This is a genomic window from Pandoraea soli (genome assembly GCF_902459595.1).
In the GTDB taxonomy this organism is placed as follows: domain Bacteria; phylum Pseudomonadota; class Gammaproteobacteria; order Burkholderiales; family Burkholderiaceae; genus Pandoraea; species Pandoraea cepalis.
The window spans coordinates 1-16,785 of sequence record NZ_CABPSG010000014.1 but is presented as its reverse complement, the minus strand read 5'-3'; the positions used below and the strand labels follow the sequence as shown (position 1 = coordinate 16,785).

General features: G+C 59.7%; 13 protein-coding genes, 2 tRNA genes, 1 pseudogene and 1 other annotated feature. Of the genes and pseudogenes, 9 read left to right on the top strand and 7 right to left on the bottom strand.

What is annotated here, in order from left to right:
* The first annotated feature begins 71 nt into the window (after positions 1 to 71).
* Positions 72 to 148, top strand: a tRNA-Arg gene (locus PSO31014_RS19155).
* Positions 149 to 302: 154 nt separating this feature from the next.
* A tRNA-Arg gene (locus PSO31014_RS19150) sits at positions 303 to 379 on the top strand.
* A 169-nt stretch (positions 380 to 548) separates the two neighbouring features.
* Here PSO31014_RS19150 and PSO31014_RS19145 read toward each other — a convergent pair.
* The 3 genes from PSO31014_RS19145 to PSO31014_RS19135 are packed head-to-tail and all read right to left on the bottom strand — an operon-like array spanning position 549 to position 5,067.
* Positions 549 to 2,012 (bottom strand): efflux transporter outer membrane subunit, encoded by a 1,464-nt coding sequence (locus PSO31014_RS19145; protein WP_150553068.1) that lies wholly within the window; start codon positions 2,010 to 2,012, stop codon positions 549 to 551.
* 6 nt (positions 2,013 to 2,018) lie between these two features.
* The gene (locus PSO31014_RS19140) at positions 2,019 to 3,752 is read right to left on the bottom strand and encodes a DHA2 family efflux MFS transporter permease subunit (protein WP_246176848.1); all 1,734 of its coding nucleotides are present in this window, start codon (positions 3,750 to 3,752) and stop codon (positions 2,019 to 2,021) included.
* Entirely contained in the window at positions 3,745 to 5,067 is a 1,323-nt protein-coding gene (locus tag PSO31014_RS19135) for an HlyD family secretion protein (protein WP_150553067.1), read from the bottom strand. The genes PSO31014_RS19140 and PSO31014_RS19135 overlap by 8 nt, the downstream gene beginning before the upstream one ends.
* A 102-nt stretch (positions 5,068 to 5,169) precedes the next feature.
* Between PSO31014_RS19135 and PSO31014_RS19130 the strand changes: the two genes are divergently transcribed.
* The 3 genes from PSO31014_RS19130 to PSO31014_RS19120 all read left to right on the top strand — a co-directional run bounded on the left by PSO31014_RS19130 (position 5,170) and on the right by PSO31014_RS19120 (position 7,847).
* A complete protein-coding gene (locus tag PSO31014_RS19130) occupies positions 5,170 to 5,919 on the top strand; it encodes a CerR family C-terminal domain-containing protein (RefSeq protein WP_150553066.1) in 750 nt (249 codons plus the stop codon).
* 201 nt (positions 5,920 to 6,120) lie between these two features.
* Positions 6,121 to 6,594, top strand: a complete 474-nt coding sequence (locus PSO31014_RS19125) for an Lrp/AsnC family transcriptional regulator (RefSeq protein WP_017235024.1) — start codon at positions 6,121 to 6,123, stop codon at positions 6,592 to 6,594.
* 65 nt (positions 6,595 to 6,659) lie between these two features.
* The gene (locus PSO31014_RS19120) at positions 6,660 to 7,847 is read left to right on the top strand and encodes an alpha-hydroxy acid oxidase (protein WP_150553065.1); all 1,188 of its coding nucleotides are present in this window, start codon (positions 6,660 to 6,662) and stop codon (positions 7,845 to 7,847) included.
* A gap of 117 nt (positions 7,848 to 7,964) precedes the next feature.
* Here the strand turns inward: PSO31014_RS19120 and PSO31014_RS19115 are convergent.
* From PSO31014_RS19115 to PSO31014_RS19105, 3 genes and pseudogenes are all read right to left on the bottom strand, one after another.
* A pseudogene (locus PSO31014_RS19115) lies at positions 7,965 to 9,204 on the bottom strand (IS3 family transposase).
* Positions 8,807 to 8,923, bottom strand: a sequence feature (AL1L pseudoknot). It overlaps the preceding pseudogene by 117 nt.
* Positions 9,205 to 9,470: 266 nt before the next feature.
* Positions 9,471 to 10,508 (bottom strand): IS110 family RNA-guided transposase, encoded by a 1,038-nt coding sequence (locus tag PSO31014_RS19110; protein ID WP_150553064.1) that lies wholly within the window; start codon positions 10,506 to 10,508, stop codon positions 9,471 to 9,473.
* Positions 10,509 to 10,676: 168 nt separating this feature from the next.
* A protein-coding gene (locus PSO31014_RS19105; RefSeq protein WP_150553063.1) for an IS3 family transposase occupies positions 10,677 to 12,040 on the bottom strand; the annotation gives its coding sequence in 2 pieces (ribosomal slippage) (positions 10,677 to 11,566 and positions 11,566 to 12,040; 1,365 coding nt in all).
* 276 nt (positions 12,041 to 12,316) lie between these two features.
* Here PSO31014_RS19105 and PSO31014_RS19100 point away from each other — a divergent pair.
* From PSO31014_RS19100 to PSO31014_RS19085, 4 genes are all read left to right on the top strand, one after another.
* Positions 12,317 to 13,063, top strand: coding sequence for an SDR family oxidoreductase (locus PSO31014_RS19100; RefSeq protein ID WP_150553062.1), 747 nt, complete (start codon positions 12,317 to 12,319; stop codon positions 13,061 to 13,063).
* Positions 13,064 to 13,197: 134 nt separating this feature from the next.
* Positions 13,198 to 14,052 carry a DJ-1/PfpI family protein gene (locus tag PSO31014_RS19095; protein WP_246176836.1) on the top strand — a complete coding sequence of 285 codons (855 nt, stop codon included), beginning with the start codon at positions 13,198 to 13,200 and terminating at the stop codon, positions 14,050 to 14,052.
* A 128-nt stretch (positions 14,053 to 14,180) separates the two neighbouring features.
* Positions 14,181 to 14,645 (top strand): YybH family protein, encoded by a 465-nt coding sequence (locus PSO31014_RS19090; RefSeq protein ID WP_150553060.1) that lies wholly within the window; start codon positions 14,181 to 14,183, stop codon positions 14,643 to 14,645.
* Positions 14,646 to 14,811: 166 nt separating this feature from the next.
* Positions 14,812 to 15,492: a DJ-1/PfpI family protein gene (locus PSO31014_RS19085; RefSeq protein WP_150553059.1), complete on the top strand. Its 681-nt coding sequence runs from the start codon at positions 14,812 to 14,814 to the stop codon at positions 15,490 to 15,492.
* Between the two features lie 83 nt (positions 15,493 to 15,575).
* Here the strand turns inward: PSO31014_RS19085 and PSO31014_RS19080 are convergent, their stop codons facing one another.
* On the bottom strand, positions 15,576 to 16,523 hold the full coding sequence (locus PSO31014_RS19080) for a GlxA family transcriptional regulator (RefSeq protein ID WP_150553058.1): 948 nt from the start codon (positions 16,521 to 16,523) through the stop codon (positions 15,576 to 15,578).
* Positions 16,524 to 16,785: the final 262 nt, after the last annotated feature.

Below are 16,785 nucleotides of genomic sequence, written 5' to 3'. Positions count from 1 at the left end.
GTTATGACAAAAGAATTGCAAAAATCACTTGCGTGGTAAGCGGGTTTCTTACATAATTCTGTTCTCACGACGCGGCTGTAGCTCAGTTGGATAGAGTACTTGGCTACGAACCAAGGGGTCGTGGGTTCGAATCCTGCCAGCCGCGCCACTTATTTCGAGGGCCTCCTCACCGGGAGTCCCTTAGTTTTTCGGGAGAGTCCTTCCCAGTGACGCGCCGCATGTCATGTACATTCGGCCCGCGTCGATGAGAAGGCGAACCGACAGCGATAGTATCGTCTGATCGGGACTCGCGTGCAGTACATGCGGCTGTAGCTCAGTTGGATAGAGTACTTGGCTACGAACCAAGGGGTCGTGGGTTCGAATCCTGCCAGCCGCACCAACTCAGTTGGTAAAAACGCTCCAGACGCGAAAGCTTCTGGAGCGTTTTTTCATTGGCGCCGCCGAAAGGCACGGTGCCATGCGATGCCCGTCTTGCCTGCGCCGTCGAGCGAGATGACCGCGCCGCGCGAATGTCATCTTGTTCGGCGATGCATCGTATCGCGTGCCCCTCACCCCGTCGTCGAGCCCGGCGTCGATCCCACCTGCCATCCCAGACCCAGCGCCTTCTGTAGCGTCACGAACGACTTGAGCAGTTGCGCATCGCCTGCGACCCGGTCCTGCTCGGCGGAAAAGCGCGTGCGCTCGGCATCGAGCCAATCGAGCGTGCTCGCGGTGCCAGCGCGATAACGTTGACGCGTGAGCGTTGCGGCCCGCGTGGCCGAAGCCTCCACACTGCGCAGACGGTATACGTTTTCGCGCTGATGCCCGTAACGTGCCAGTGCCACGTCGGCATCGCGCAACGCGCTGAGCACGGCGCTTTCATACTTCGCCTGCGCCTGATCGCGACCGGCCTTCGCGCCGTCAACGCTCGCCTGCACGCGTCCAAAATCGAGCGCATTCCATTGCAGGCGTGGCAGCGTCATCCAACTGAAGTTGTCTTTACGTACCAGATGGCCCGGATCCAGCGCCGAATATCCGAGTTCGCCCATGATCGAGAGTTTCGGAAACCAGTTGGCCGTCTGCACGCCGATCTGGGCGTTCTGCGACGCCAGGCGACGTTCTGCCGCACGGATGTCCGGGCGTGCCTGCAACAACGCGGACGGATCGCCGATGGCGACCGTCTTCGGCACGCTCGGCAAGGCCCTGGGGACCGACAGCTCGGTGTCCAACGCACCCGGCGCACGGCCGGTGAGCAGCGCCAACTGATCGAGCGATTCGATGACGTCCGCTTCGAGCGGCAGCACGCGCGATTGCGTCTGTTCCACCTGCGTGATGAGCCGTTCGACGTCGAGTTCCGACGCGACGCCCCCCGCGCGACGCTGGCGGGTGAGATCGAGCATCTCGCCTTCGAGTTGCGCCGAGTCGCGCACCAGCGCCAGCCGTGCCTGCTGATCGCGCAAGGCGACGTAGGCCTGTGCGACTTCGGCGGCGAGTTGTACGTGGGCGTCCGCGAGATCCTCCGACGCCGCATCGGCATCGGCGCTGGCGGCCTCGACAGCGCGTCGCGTGCCGCCGAACAGATCGATCTCCCAACTCGCGTCGAACCCGGCGACATACAAGTCGAGCGGGCCGCGACCACTGCCGCTGCCGCCATTGCCGCCAAGCAGGCTCAGATCGGGCGAGCGCGTGCGCAGCGTCGCGAGATCGACGCCTGCCTTGGGCAGCAGGTCGGCCCGATGATTGCGCAGGCTCGCGCGAGACTGGCGCACCTTCGCCTGTGCCGCGCGGATATCCGGGCTACGGGCGATGGCGTCGTCGATCAGCGCCGTGAGTTGCGCATCGCCAAGCGTCGTCCACCATCGGGCGACCTCCGGCGTATGCGCCGCGATGCCGTCTCCGGCATGCGCATACGTGGCGCCCGTGCGCAGGGCATTGGCCGCCACCTCGGGCGCGCCACGATAATCGGGGCCAACCGTGCAGCCGGTGACGAGAAGGGCGGCCGCGAGGGCCATCGTTCGGAAATGCAGCGTCATGATCGTTCAATGTCCGCCCGAACTGAAGCCGGTCGGTTGCTTGAGCAGCAGGGCCAGCGGCACGCAAAGCAGCAGCGCGATCCCCAATGCATAGAAAGTTTCGGAAAAGGTCATCACGCTCGCCTGCTGCGCGATCTCGGCGGCCAGCTGTGCAGTGGCCTGCAATTGCGCATGCACGCTATCCCCCGTCTGCGCGAAGAAGCTCGCCGCGTTGGCGGCAAGATGCGCCTGACCCAGCGAACTGTTGGCGGTGATCGTCTCGCGCAGCATGGCGTCGTGATAGGCGGTGCGACGGTCGATCAGCGTACCGAGCAACGCGAGTCCGACGGACCCGCCCAAGTTGCGGGCCATGTTGTACAGACCGGCGGCGTCTCCCGCGTCCTGCGCCTCGACGGCCGCCATCGACGCCTGGTTGAGCGGCATCATCGCGAGCATCTGTCCCACGCCGCGCAGCAATTGCGACATCGTGAAGTCATGCCCCACGCTTTGTGCGGTCAGATCGATGTCGAGCATGCAACTGGCGAAGAAACACAGCAGCCCGAGAATCACGAGCAGACGAATGTCCACGCGGCTGATCAGACGAGGCAGGAACGGCATCATCAGAAAGGCAGGTAACCCCGAGAGCAGCATGATGTTGCCCGACTGCTGCGCGTTGTAGCCGGCGATCGTCGCGAGAAACTGCGGCAGCAGATACGACACGCCATAGAGTCCCGCGCCCACCGTGAACACGATGTAGATCACGCTCGCGTAGTTCCTGTTACCCAGCAGCGAGAGCTTGACGATCGGTTTCTCCGCCGTGAACTGCGCCACCAGCATCATGGCGATGCCGACGGCCGACACGATCGAGAGCCAGACGATCAGCGGCGAGTCGAACCAGCGTTCGCGCTGTCCTTCCTCCAGCACGACGGTCAGCGTACTCAGGCCGATGGTCAAGCCCACGATGCCCAGCCAGTCTGCCTTGAAGAACGCCTGCAGATGGGTCGGTTCGCGCTTCAGGCCGAGCATGAGCAACGTGACGATAGTCGCCGAGATCGGCAGGTTCAGGAAGAAGCACCAGCGCCAGTTGGCATTCTCGGTGAGCCAGCCACCGACCACCGGGCCGAGCAGTGGGCCGAGCAGTACGATCAGGCCGAACATTGCCATGCCCACGGGCATCTGGTGGCGGGGCAGGCGCGTGCGGATGATCATCTGCGCCGTCGGAATCATGGCGCCGCCGGCAAAGCCCTGCCCGATGCGGCCGACAATCATCTCGGCCAGACTGCTCGATGCGCCGCACATCATCGAGAAGAGCGTGAAGAAGACGGCGTTGAGCATCAGGAAGCGCCGTAGACCGAGCACGCGCGTGAGCCACGCGGCGAGCGGGATCATGACGATTTCCGACATCAGGTAGCCGGTCGAGATCCAGGTGCCCTCGGTGCCCGACGCACCGATCTGCCCCTGTATTTGCGGCAGGGCGGAGTTGGTGATCGAGATGTCGAGCGTGGCCAGCAGGGCGCCCAGTGCGCCGGCCGCCACGGCGATCCAGTCCGACGCCGACGCGTTGCGCGGCGTGGCGGCGTTCGCGGCGCCACCGCCTGGGTGTCCCCCGCGTCCGCCAGGTCCCCCATGCCCGCCGCTGCCGGCCGCCACGGCACTCCGCGCCTGGTCGCGCGTCAGCTCGACGGGCAAGGGCGACGAAGACGACGCGAACGGCGAAGGCAAGGCGATCGACGATGTGTCCATCGTGCCACGCTCAGCCATGTTGCGCCCCAACGTTTGCCGATGACGGTGCGGCATCGGCGTTCGACGGCGCGCTGGTGACGGGGCCGACGAGGGCGTTCAGTGGCGCGCTGAGCGCGAGCTGTACCACGGGGTCGCCCGCCCGATCTGCCTGATCCGCTCGACTCGCCTGCTTGGCGGGGGCGGCCGTATCGCGGCGATGCGTGTCGACGTCCGCCGTCACCGACAGGCCCGGCAGCAGCACCGTGCGCAGCGATGCCGGCACGTCGAGCCGGATGCGCACCGGCACGCGCTGCACGATCTTCGTGAAGTTCCCGGTCGCATTCTGCGCGGGCAGCAAGGCGAACTGTGCGCCCGTGCCCGGCGAGAGCGAATCGACCACGCCGTGAATCGGCCGACTCGGCAGGGCGTCGACGTGAACCGTCACCGGCTGGCCGGGCCGCATATGGCCCACCTGCGTTTCCTTGAAGTTCGCCGTCAGATACACGTTCTGCACCGGCACGACGGTCAGCAACCGCGTGCCCGGCTGAGCGAACTGGCCCACGCGCACGGCGCGATCGCCGACGCGGCCGGCCAGCGTGCTTTTGACCACGGTGTCGGCGAGATCGAGTTCCGCCTTGCGCGCACTGGCCTGTGCGACCGTCAATTGCGCTTTGGCTTGCGCCAGCGCGGCGTCGAGCGTGTCGGCCTGACGCTCGCTCGCCTGAACGCTGGCTTGATGGCTCTTGAGCGTGGCGTCGGCGCGGGTGCTGGCATTGCGCAGCTCGGCAAGACGCTCGTCGGTTTCCGCGCCGGTGGCCACGAGCGGTGCATAGCGTTTGACCTGGCCCGCCGTGTAGCGCGCGTCCGCTCGCGCACCGTCGAGTTCGGCGCGCACTTGCGCAATCGTCGCGGTGTGCTGGGCGCGTTCGGCCTCGGCGCGCGCGACATCGGCTTCGCGTGCCTGCACGGTTGCCTGTGCCTCGTCGAAGGCGGCCTGGTATTGACGCGCGTCGAGCCGCACGAGCGGCTGACCAACGCTCACCGTTTCGTTGTCACGCACTAACACTTCCGTTACGTAGCCGCCCACTTTCGGCGCGACAGTCATGCTGTCGGCTTGCAGGTAGGCATCGTCGGTCGACTCGATGAAGCGCCCAACGAACCACCAGTGCGCGCCCCAGCCAAGACCCGCGACGACGCCCAGTGCCAGCGCACCTAGCAGAATCGTTTTGCGGCGACGGTTGGCCGGCGTCTGCGTGGTTTCGGCGGCTTCCACGGTCCTGGCGGTCGGGGTGTCGGCGTGGCGTGCGATCGGCGGTGTCGAGGTTGTCGGTTTGACCGGTGCTGCGGTTGACATGAGGGGGCCTTCAAATTATTCCGTTTGGCAAAATTATTCCAGTTGATCGATTTGTGTCAAGTGTTATATTTTTGACGAAAGTTTTGGCAAGCAAGGACAGACATGACAGGAATTTCACGCGCCGGGCGGGCACCGCGCACGCCTGTGCGAACGCGGCATGCGGTCGACACGGGGTATCAACGGGGTGAGGAAACGCGCGCGCGCATCATCCTGGCGGCGATCAAGTGCTTTGGCGAGTTCGGTTTTGCGGGGGCCTCCACGCGGGACATCGCGAACGAGGCCGGTGTGAACGCACCGGCGCTGCAGTACTACTTCGACAACAAGGAGGGGGTGTACACGGCGTGCGTCGAGTACATCGTGGGTCTTGTCATGGGGCAGATGGGCGAAGCGATCGAGGCGGCCGAGCGCGTGGTGGCCGAACCGGAGGCGACCGACAAGCAGCTTATCGACGCATTCTGCGAGTTGCAGAACCGCAAGGCGGGGTTCATGGAGGAAGTGCCGGAGATCGAGGGTTGGCACATGTTCATGGCCCGTGAGCAGGCAGGGCTTGGACCCGAGGCGGGTTTCAAGGTGTTCCACGAGCGCTTTTCGAGCCGGCTCGCCGCAGTAGGGGCGAACATTGTGACGCGGCTCGCGGGCGTGGCGCCCGACGATGAGGCGATGCGGGTTCGGGCCGTGTGTATCAGCACGCTGGGCATGGCGTTTCGCGTGATGCGCCGCTCCGTCGACAGTTCGATGGGGTGGGCCAGCGAGCCGAATCCCGAACGCAACCGGATGGTGCGCGAGGCGGTGCTCGAACAGACGCGATACCTGCTGCAACGCATCGTCAAGCAACGCAAGTCGGGTGGGTAGGCACGTCGCAACGCGATAGCGGCACGACAGCGGCAATCTCGGAAAACGGCGTTCACGGCGCAGATAGCACACCGTGCCCGAGCTTGGCCGGGCGTTACGATTTCAACGCAAAAAATGGAATTTGCTGGCCATTTGCGGCGGACAACTGGCGGCGATTCGAAGGATCTGCCAGAATCCGGGGGAACTTGATGGATTCTGCCAATGAACCTTGACCTTGCCGATCTGCGTATCCTGCGCCATCTCGAACTCAACGGGCGCATCTCCAACCAGGAGTTGGCGGATGCCGTTGGGCTGTCGCCATCGGCCTGCCTTCGCCGGGTGAAGTTGCTTGAGGATCGCGGGGTGATTTCCGGATACCGCTGCATCGTGGACGCACAGCATATCGGCCTCGAGTTCGAAGCCCTGGTGCAAATCTCGCTGCGTCCCGATGTCGATCAATGGCACGAGAAATTTCTCGCTTGCGTCCAGAATTGGCCTGAGGTGGTGACCGCACGCATCGTCACTGGCTCGGCCAATTACATCTTGACCGTCAGGGCCCGGAATCTCGCGCATTACTCGGATTTCATCGTGAACGAGTTGTACCGTGCGCCGGCGGTCATGGCGATCCAATCGAACATCGTGCTCAAGACAATCAAGCAAACCCAGTCGCTCGTCGATCTGGTGAAGCAGAAATAAAAATATCGACGATATTCACCAGTTCCCGAAAGACGGTCGGGACTTCCCGGAAGAAGAGACGCAGCATGGCAGTGATTACCACCATCGAGGACTTGCGGGTGCTCGCGCAGCGGCGCGTGCCGCGCATGTTTTACGAGTATGTCGATTCCGGCTCATGGACCGAGTCGACGTATCGGGCGAATGCGGCGGACTTTGGCGGGATCGCGTTTCGCCAGCGTGTCGCGGTCAACATCGAGCATCGCAGCACGCGCACGACGATGTTGGGCGAGCCGGTCGCCATGCCGGTGGCGTTGGCGCCCACCGGCATGACCGGCATGCTGCATGCGGACGGCGAGATTCTCGCCGCGCGCGCGGCCGAGGCGTTCGGCGTGCCGTTCACACTCTCGACCGTGTCGATCTGTTCCCTTGAGGATGTGGCCGCGCATACCAAGGCGCCGTTCTGGTTCCAGTTGTATGTGATGCGCGATCGCGACTTCATCGAGCGACTGATCGATCGCGCCAAGGCGGCGGGGTGCTCGGCGCTGATGGTGACGATGGATCTGCAGATCAGCGGCCAGCGTCATCGCGACATCAAGAACGGCCTGTCGGCGCCGCCGAAGCTCACGCTGCCGAACATTGCCAACATGATGACCAAGCCGCGCTGGTGCCTGGGCATGCTGGGCACGCGCCGTCGCACGTTCGGCAACATCGTGGGGCATGCCAAGGGCGTGGACGACATCGGCTCGCTCGCCGCGTGGTCGGCGGCGCAGTTCGACCCTCGCCTGTCGTGGGACGACGTGGCGTGGATCAAGAAGCGCTGGGGCGGCAAGCTCGTGCTCAAGGGCGTGCTCGATCCGGACGATGCGCGCGCGGCGCGCGACGCAGGGGCGGATGCGATCGTGGTGAGCAATCACGGCGGGCGTCAGCTCGACGGGGCGATCTCGACGATCCGGGCGCTGCCCGACATTGTCGCGGCGGTGGGACGCGACACGCAGGTGTGGCTCGACGGCGGCGTGCGTTCCGGGCAGGACGTGATCAAGGCGATGGCGCTGGGCGCGAAGGGGACGTTGATCGGGCGACCGTTCCTGTACGGGCTGGGGGCGATGGGCGAGGCGGGCGTGCGTCGCGCGCTGGAGGTCATTGCCAAGGAGATGGACGTGACGATGGCGCTGACCGGTCGCACGAGCATCGAGCGTCTCGACACGTCGATGCTCATCCCGGGAAGTTATCCGACGGGCATTGGGCCGTACCTTGCGGAGCCCGGCGGGCGGTGAGCCGTCTGTCGCGCCAGAGAGAGAAGCCGCAGCCATTGTGTTTTTTTAGTAGCCTGAAGAAAGAGCGCGTGAAGACGCGGATCTGAATCGCACTGGGAATCGTGGAGGCCGGTTGGTTTAAGTTAATGCAGGCGCTTCAGCAGTAATTCTGAGTTGCCCGTAGTAATCTGCCTCAGCCTCGGCTGGCGGGATAAAGCCCAGCGGTTCCATCAGCCGATGATGGTTGTACCAAGCGCCCCATTCCAGAGTTGCAAGCTCGACGGATTCCCTTGTTTTCCAAGGCGCGCGCCGGTGAATCAGTTCCGTTTTGTACAGGCCGTTGATCGTTTCCGCCAGGGCGTTGTCATAACTGTCGCCGCGGCTGCCGACCGATGGTTCGATGCCCGCTTCGGCAAGTCGGTCGGGGTACCGAATGGAAACATATTGCGATCCTCTGTCGGAATGATGGATCAGCGTCCCGTCGTCGCCCGGTTGGCGGGCATACAGCGCCTGTTCAAGCGCATCGAGTACGAAGTCGGTGCGCATAGTACGACTCACCCGCCAGCCAACGATGCGCCGTGCAAACACGTCGATGACGAACGCCACGTACAGCCAGCCCTGCCACACGTCGAAACGTAGGTGAAATCGGAAACCCAGAGCTGATTTGGCCGGTCGGCTTTGAATTGGCGATTGACCCGGTCCAGCGGGCGGGGTGCCGAGACATCGGGAATCGTCGTGCGAACCCGTTTGCCGCGAACCGCGCCTTGCAATCCCAGCCGCCGCATCAATCGCTCGATCGTGCAGCGGGCCACCCGGATTTGCTCCCGGTTCATCTGCCTCCAGACCTTGTCTGCGCCGTAGACCCGCATGTTGGCGTGCCAGACACGCTGGATTTCCGGGTACAGCACGTCATCACGCTTGACTCGGGCGCAGCGCTTCGATGGATCGCGAAGCTGGGCAGCATGGTGCCAGTAACCCGACGGGGCAATCCGCAGAACCTTGCAGATCGACTCGACCCCGAAGGTGTCGCGATGCTGATCGATGAAGGCTTTCAGGACTTGATACGGCGGTCGAGCTCCGCCTGGGCGAAAAACGCGCTGGCCAGTTTGAGAATCTCGTTGGTCTTGCGCAATTCCTTGTTCTCGCGCTCCAGCGCCTTCAGGCGCTCACGCTCGCTCGTGGTCAGGCCGGCACGTTCGCCGTTATCGATCTCGTCGCGCTTGACCCAATCGTTCAGCGTTTGCGGCGTGCAGCCGATCACCGGCGCAATCGACTCGACTGCCGCCCACAGCGAAGGATGCTCGCTACGCTGCTCGCGCACCAGGCGCACTGCGCGCTCCCGGACTTCCGGGGAAAACTTGCTCGATTTCTTGTTCATGGCTCCATTTATATGGACGCCTCCCGTTTGCAAGGGATTTCGAACTCTGACGTGACAGGAACGGTCGCAGCTTTATATCCGGCCTTGTTGCAGCCGGTTGTTTCGCTGCGGGCCACTATGGAATCCGCTGATCCGCGCCTCATTTCTCTCACGAGCTCGTAGCTCTCGGAGCCATTCAGGTTTCGCAGACCACGGTCCGACCTGTGTTGCCACCACTCTCGATCCCAACGCAACCTTCGACGTGCCACCTTTACAGAACCAGTCTCTCAGGAGATGTTTGCCGTTCCGACTGGATTCACGCTTACGTATCCCTTCTGGTACGGTCGATCATGAGCAAGCACCGCCCAAATTGTGCGTGCGATCTTGTTTGCCAGCGCGACGATGACCACGTTCGGATGCCGTCGCTTCTTCAACTGCTCGACCCACGGACCCGAGGCGTTCGCATGAATCAAGACACTACGGGCACCGTGAATCAGTAGTGTGCGCAGATAGGTGTCACCGCGCTTGCTGATGCCATGAAGATTCACCTTGCCCCCCGAACCAGTCTGCCTTGGCACCAGTCCCGCCCACGCTGCAAATTCGCGCCCAGATCTGAACGCTTTTGCGTCGCCCATCATTGCGACTGCCGCAGTCGCGGTCAGCAATCCCACGCCGGGAATCTCACTGATCGCTTTCACAGCATGGTCATCTTTCTTCCATTCACGCATTCGGCGTTCGATCGCCGCGATCTGCTCATCAAGCTTCGTCAGCCCGGCCCACTGCTCACGCAATGTGTCGATGAGCACTGCGGGCAAACGCTCCGCAACTCGCGCAAGAATTTCGGGTATCGCTTTGTCAAGCGAAGCCCGTCCCTTGGCCGACACTTCGCCATACTCGGCTAACAATCCGCGCAAGCCGTTGATCTGCATTGTCCGGAACTTCACCAGTTGCGCCCGTGCCCGATGCAGCGCCAGCATTGCTTGCTGCATTTCGGTCTTTACCGCGACTGCCTTGCCGGGCTGCTGCACAGCAAGCCAGATCGCTCGAGCATCCGCCGCGTCGTTCTTGTTGCGGATGTTGAACGCCTTCACGAATTCCCCTGGCATCAGCTTGACCTGATGCCCCATCTGCACCAGCTTGCGTGCCCAGTGATGCGCTCCGCCGCACGCTTCCATTCCGATAAGGCAAGGGGACAAGTTCGCGAAATGTTCGAGAAACGCAGCGCGTCTGATTGGCTTGTTCACGACCTCGCCAGTGTCATGGTCTACGTAATGCACCTGGAAAGCAGTCTTTGCAATGTCGATTTCAACTGGTGTCAGATTCATCGCTAGCCTCCGCTTCGCCGTGAAGATCCATGTCATCTTGCGCTATGCGCTCGCTCATGTCGAAGGCCTGGGCCTCACGATGCGGGAGGGATGCGTCCATACCATTTCTCTCAAGAGTTGGAGCCTCCTCAAACTTGAACTGACCCCCGAGAGTTGGACGTTGAAGCGTTAGTTTTTTCCCGCTCGCATTCGATATTCCACGGGACTCAGTCCACCAAGTTTCGATTTGATGCGGTGCCGGTTGTAGTAGTCGATGTAGCCCTTCAGGCCTACCCGTAATGCATCGACGTCTTCGAAGTCCGTGAGATGGAAGTACTCGGCCTTCAGAGTGCCGAAGAAGCTCTCCATGGCCGCGTTATCGAAGCAATTTTCTTTTCTCGACATACTTTGCTTCATTCCATAGCGCGCCAGTGCCGCTCGGTACGGTTGCATGCGATAGTGCCAACCCTGGTCTGAATGAAGCATCGGTGTAGCCGCATTTCCGCGCTTCTTGACAGCTTTCCTGAGCATGCCCATGACCATCGGGAAGTCGGGGCGATGGCTCGACTCGTAGGCAACAATTTCCCCATTGTAGAGGTCCATGACCGGAGAAAGGTACAGCTTTTTCCCCGCGACCCGGAACTCGGTCACATCGGTAACCCACTTCTCGTTTGGGCCCGACGCGGTGAATTCGCGATTGAGCAGGTTCGGCGCGGCCTCGCCGACCTCGCCCTGGTACGACCGGAACTTCTTCCGGCGCACCCTCGACCTGATTCCCAATTCGCTCATGAGGCGCTGCACCTTCTTGTGATTAACTAGCTCGCCATCACTGCGGATAGTCAAGGTGATGCGTCGATAGCCATACAAGCCGCGATGTGCAGCATAGACAGCCTGAATCTTCGCCTTGAGCCCACCATGCCGGTCTGGGGTGGCCAACGTTTTGACCCGATAGTAGTACGTACTGCGTGGCAACCTCGCCGCCTGGAGAAGATCGGTCAAGGGGAATTCCTGCCTCAGTTCAAGCACTATTTTGGCTATTTCTGCCGCGCCAACTTCTTTGCTAGAACCAAGGCATTGAATTTTTTTAGGTACGCGACCTCCGCGCGTAACTGCTGATTCTCACGCAGCAGTTGGTCCGACTCATCAGATCGCGGAGCTTCCAACGACTCGTTCGAGGTCTTTTTCTTTGCTGGCACCGAAACATCCCGTCCCGACGGGCGCATGCTCTTTAGCGAACGGAGCTCTCCCCGTGCTTTCTGTTGTTGCCACATCGTGATGCTGTGCGGATTGCCGATATTGTAAATGGCAGCCAGCTCTCGACAGGAAAGGTTCTCGGCCACGCCCCGGTGCACCACCTCAAGCTTGAACTCAATGGTGTAAGCACCACGCTGCCGGACGAGCCCAGCGTTACCATGGTGACGATATGCCGCGACCCATCGCCTCACCATGCTTTCTGCAATACCGAATTTCGCCGCAAGGAGCTTATAGCCCCCTTTGCCAGCAAGGTACTCGCGAACCACCTTCTCCTTAAACTTTGCATCGAATTTCCTCACGGAACCTCCAAGGTCGTGTCCAACTCTCGGGGGTCAGTTCAACTCCGGGGCGATTCAGAGCGCTGAGCATACCTTGCTCGTTGATCTGAGATGCGTGACGTTTTTTAAGGGTTATATGTCCTTTGAGACACCTACAGCATGCTCGATAATTTGCCGACGAAGTCAAGTCGAGTCAAGTGTGGTCGCACTTGGTTCATTGGTTCATTGGTTCATTGGTTCATTGGTTCATTGATTCATTGACTCGATCAATGGTGAAGCAGAGATAGGAGTATAGAAATGAGGCTTAAGAACAAATCGGCGTTGATCACGGGAGGCACAAGTGGCATTGGTCTTGCCACTGCCAAGCTCTTCATTGCAGAAGGCGCTCAGGTGGCGGTAACTGGTCGCGATGAAGCCGTGTTCGAGCGTGTCAAGGCCGAGCTTGGAGAGAATGCGCTCGTCCTCAAGGGTGACGTGCGTTCGATCAAAGACATGCGGGCGATTTCCGCCAAAGTAAAAGAGAAGTTCGGTGGCTTGGACGTCGTGTTCGCTAACGCCGGTTGGGCTTTCCCAACTGCACTCAACGACATCAACGACGAACTTTATGACGAGATCATGGACATCAACGTCAAGGGCGTAGTGTTCACACTTCAAGCGGTGCTGGCGGACTTGCGAGAGGGCGCCTCAGTCATTCTCAATACGTCATTCGTCGATCAAACCGGTAAGCACGGTATCTCACTGACAGCAGCCGCAAAGGCTGCTGTGCGTTCACTTGCTCGAAGCTGGTCTTACGAGTTTCTCGACCGAAAAATCCGATTTAACGCCATCGCTCCCGGCGCGATGGATACCCCCTTGATAAGCAAGTGGGGGTTGTCAGATGAAGTTGTTCGAGAGCGCAAGCAGGCAATGGCGAAAACAATTCCGGTGGGTTACATGGGTAAGGCAGAGGACATCGCCTACGCAGCGCTTTATCTCGCGAGCGACGAATCCTCTTATGTTATCGGCACTGAAATAATCGTCGATGGTGGAGCTTCACAGCTTTAAGTTATTGGCGCCGGATTTCAACCGCTAGTAATTCAATATCTAAAAAGATCATCAGGCTTTTCGGCGTGGTGGATCTTTAATTCGGCCCAATCTAGCTGTTTTTGTAGAGGGCCAAAGTGTAAGGAGAATTTATCTTGGTCGACCCAAAAAATGACGATGACGGCGAACAGCTCAGCAAAGCCGGTCATTCACGTCGCGATGCCATCAAGCTTGGAGGTGTCGCCGCTCTTGCAGCCGTTGTGGGAGGTGGGGCTTTGCTTAGCCACGCCACTCCTGCCTTTGCGCAGACCAGCAGTAAGGTGGGCAGTCTGGATCAAAATGATCCGCTCAATATTTTGATCGTGAATTACGACGGAGGCACACTCCTTGATTTCGCCGGACCCAGCGAGATTTTTCACCGGCTTCCGAATACTAATATACGCTATGCGAGTCTCAATGGTGGCAACGTAACCCTCGAATTCGGGGTCGTCTACGGGAATACCGAAAGATTAGCCGATATTGAGAAAACTGATTTGATCTTGGTGCCCGGTGGATCTGACTTGACTGCGCCGATGGGACCGGCATATCAGGCGCAAATCCGTCGACTGGCTGAGAACGCCAAGTATGTGACGTCAGTTTGTAATGGGTCGCTTGTGCTTGCCGCAACGGGAGTGCTCAAGGGCAAACGCAGCGGGTGCCATTGGGCCTTTCTTAACGAGTTGCCTAAATACGGTGCGATCCCTGTCGCGGAGCGCTTCGTAGAGGATGACAATGGACGATTCATGAGCGGAGGTGGAGTAACTGCCGGAATCGACTTCGCGCTACGCGTTGCAGAAAAGCTCCGCGGCCGCAAGGCTGCTGAATTCACACAACTCTTGATCGCCTATGACCCGGCGCCGCCCTTCCATTGCGGCGATCCTAGCGACGCGCCGCCAGAAATCATCGCAATGGTTGACAAAAGATTGCCTGGCGCATCGAAAGGCCTCGCCTTGATTCCGGGCCTTCACTGAAATGATCACAGGCAACGCGCAAAGAATATCAACAGGTTGCGATGAGGCCGCAACCTGCGTTGCCTGCGCGAACTGGCCCAGTCTGATGTACCCCTCCATCACCAGATGATTTGACAGGAAACTAAAAGATGCGACCGATTCGCTTTTTTGCTGCTGCCGTTGCAGTTTGCTTTTCTCCTTTCGTTTTTTCCATGTCCGCGTCGGCGAATGGCCTGACACCTCAAACCGAAGCGGCCATTAAGGCTGAGAATGTACGATGGGCGGAAGCCTTTGGCCGGGGGGACTACGACGCGATAGGCCATCTCTATACAGAAAATGGTGCACTCTTACCGCCCGGGGGAGACAGAGTCACGGGAAGGCTTGCGATTACCGAATACTTCGCCAAGGCCTACGCCGGATCCCAGCCAGGTTCAGTATCATTCAGCAACGATGAATTCTATGGCGACGATCAGGCCGTGGCTGAGGTCTCGGACGCCGAAGTTCGCGATCATAGTGGAAAGCTCCAAATCCATGCCAAGCAAACGCTTATCTTCCTGAGGCAAGGTGGCGTCTGGAAGTTGCATCGTGATATGTGGAGCAGTTATGCCCCGTAAGGGTATGAAGTGCATCGCTATTCCCCGAACAGTCGCTCAGCTTTCAAAGCGAACGTCTCGATCATTACAGATACCGTGCGCCATCCGCTTGACGATATTGATTCCTTTATCGAAATAGCTCACCGATTGAAATGACAGGCAGGAAATTTTTCAGGAACGACACTTGATGATTGGCGGACTGATCTTCCCCGATATGGATCAATGTGATTTCACTGGTCCTTTTGAGGCGCTGTCGGGCATTCCCAACTCGACGTTCCTCACACTGTGGAAAGACAAATGCATTGTGCGGGATATGCGAGGTATGCAATTGGTTCCCGACACGTCACTCAAGGAAGCCCCTCAACTCGATGTGCTAATCGTTCCGGGAGGTTATGGCCAGGAAGAAGTCGAAGTCGACGAGGAGGTTCTGGCTTTTATTCGTGCGCAAGCCGAGCACGCCTTGTATGTTTACCCGGTGTGTACGGGAGCTCTCATCTGCGGCGCTGCTGGTTTGCTGCACGGCCGAAAGGCGACGACTCACTGGACGGCGATGGGAGCGTTACCGTTCTATGGCGCCATCCCTTGTGACGACCGTGTCGTCATCGACGGTAATTATGTGAGTGCGGCGGGGGTTACATCAGGCATCGATGGGTCGCTTATTCTAGCTGCAGTTCTTCGTGGTGATCAGGTAGCAAAAGAGCTGCAACTCTACATGGCCTACGACCCGCAGCCGCCTTTTGCTTCGGGTTCTCCTGCGAGGGCATCTGCCGATGTTTTGAGTAACGTTCGTGCGCGAGCACTAGTAATCACTGAGCAACGCCTTGCTAGCGCTCGCAGATACGCGGAGAGAGTATTGGATTCCCTATAACGACTCAGTGTCGTTTGATACCGTCGACGTTTCTCGCCGCCCCCCTCCAGAAAGGGCACTGTTCGGCGCAGACCAACGAATGATTATCGTCTGCCGAAGAATCGGCTCTCGCGACGGATCGATTGTGGCGGATGTCCATGGAGTTTGACAAAAGCCCTCCGCATCCGCTCCGGATCAGTGAATCCCACGGCTAGGGCAATCTGTTCGATCGGCTCGCTACCATCTTGCAAGCGCAGTCGTGCTGCTTCAACGCGTAAGCGCTCAACTGCCTTGGCGGGCGTTTCACCGGTTTCTCGACGAAACGCCCGTCCGAATTGCCGCGGACTTAATCTTGCAGCCTCTGCGAGCCGCTCAACAGGTAGAGCTTCAGCTAAATGTTCCCTGGCAAAGTTCAGAGCAATGCGGATGCGGTCCGATTCCGGTTCCATTTGTGACATGGCCGAGAATTGAGACTGCCCTCCTGGTCGGCGATACGCCACGACCAAAAGCCTAGAGACAGTGCGCGCAGTTTCTGCACCCATATCTGTTTCGATCATTGCTAGTGCCAGATCTATTCCAGAAGCGATGCCCGCCGAGGTCCAAATGTGATCGTCCGCGATATAGATACTATCGCCTTCGACTCTGATGCGAGGGAAGCGTGACTGTAATTGAGCGATATATCGCCAATGCGTTGTTGCTCTCCGATTGTCCAGCAAGGCCGTTTCCGCAAGCAAAAACGCTCCGGTACACACGCTTGCCACCCGCGAGGCTCTCTTGCCCAATTTCGTGGCAACAGTCACGTTTTCCGTTGTCTGCATCGGCTCTATATCACCACCCACGAAAATGACGGTGTCAAATGCGCGCCGCCCGACAGACTTCGTCTCAATTGGAAGCCCTGCATTGCTACGAACCAACCCACCCGCTTGCGAGATCACATGGAGATCGTAGGGAGTTTGGCCGGCGGCCGTAGCCACCTGGTTGAAGGTCGAAAGTGGCCCAGCGAGGTCAAGTGCATCGTAGCCACGGCAAACAAAGAATCCAATTCGATGCATGATGAGGTACTCAACCGGAAACCATGGAGCGTCTCATTGTAAGGGAAAAAGCGTATCCTGACATTTGTCTGAAAATGAGGGAAAAATGACATTCAGGTTAAAAATAGATCAAGGGGGTACTCGACGATACCTAAGACATGGGGTTCGCGCGCGCAGATGAAGTGGGGGACGGCATCATCGCGGAGCCGGCTCTTCTTCATACCAACTCCTCGTCTGAGCTGAGGAGCCATTATCTCTAGATTTGATTGGTACGAAATTTTCA

Excerpts from the sequence above, each read along its gene's own strand:
- PSO31014_RS19145 (WP_150553068.1), bottom strand. The coding sequence starts at position 2,012 with ATGACGCTGCATTTCCGAACGATGGCCCTCGCGGCCGCCCTTCTCGTC.
- PSO31014_RS19140 (WP_246176848.1), bottom strand. The coding sequence starts at position 3,752 with ATGGCTGAGCGTGGCACGATGGACACATCGTCGATCGCCTTGCCTTCG.
- PSO31014_RS19135 (WP_150553067.1), bottom strand. The coding sequence starts at position 5,067 with ATGTCAACCGCAGCACCGGTCAAACCGACAACCTCGACACCGCCGATC.
- PSO31014_RS19130 (WP_150553066.1), top strand. The coding sequence starts at position 5,170 with ATGACAGGAATTTCACGCGCCGGGCGGGCACCGCGCACGCCTGTGCGA.
- PSO31014_RS19125 (WP_017235024.1), top strand. The coding sequence starts at position 6,121 with ATGAACCTTGACCTTGCCGATCTGCGTATCCTGCGCCATCTCGAACTC.
- PSO31014_RS19120 (WP_150553065.1), top strand. The coding sequence starts at position 6,660 with ATGGCAGTGATTACCACCATCGAGGACTTGCGGGTGCTCGCGCAGCGG.
- PSO31014_RS19110 (WP_150553064.1), bottom strand. The coding sequence starts at position 10,508 with ATGAATCTGACACCAGTTGAAATCGACATTGCAAAGACTGCTTTCCAG.
- PSO31014_RS19100 (WP_150553062.1), top strand. The coding sequence starts at position 12,317 with ATGAGGCTTAAGAACAAATCGGCGTTGATCACGGGAGGCACAAGTGGC.
- PSO31014_RS19090 (WP_150553060.1), top strand. The coding sequence starts at position 14,181 with ATGCGACCGATTCGCTTTTTTGCTGCTGCCGTTGCAGTTTGCTTTTCT.
- PSO31014_RS19085 (WP_150553059.1), top strand. The coding sequence starts at position 14,812 with ATGATTGGCGGACTGATCTTCCCCGATATGGATCAATGTGATTTCACT.
- PSO31014_RS19080 (WP_150553058.1), bottom strand. The coding sequence starts at position 16,523 with ATGCATCGAATTGGATTCTTTGTTTGCCGTGGCTACGATGCACTTGAC.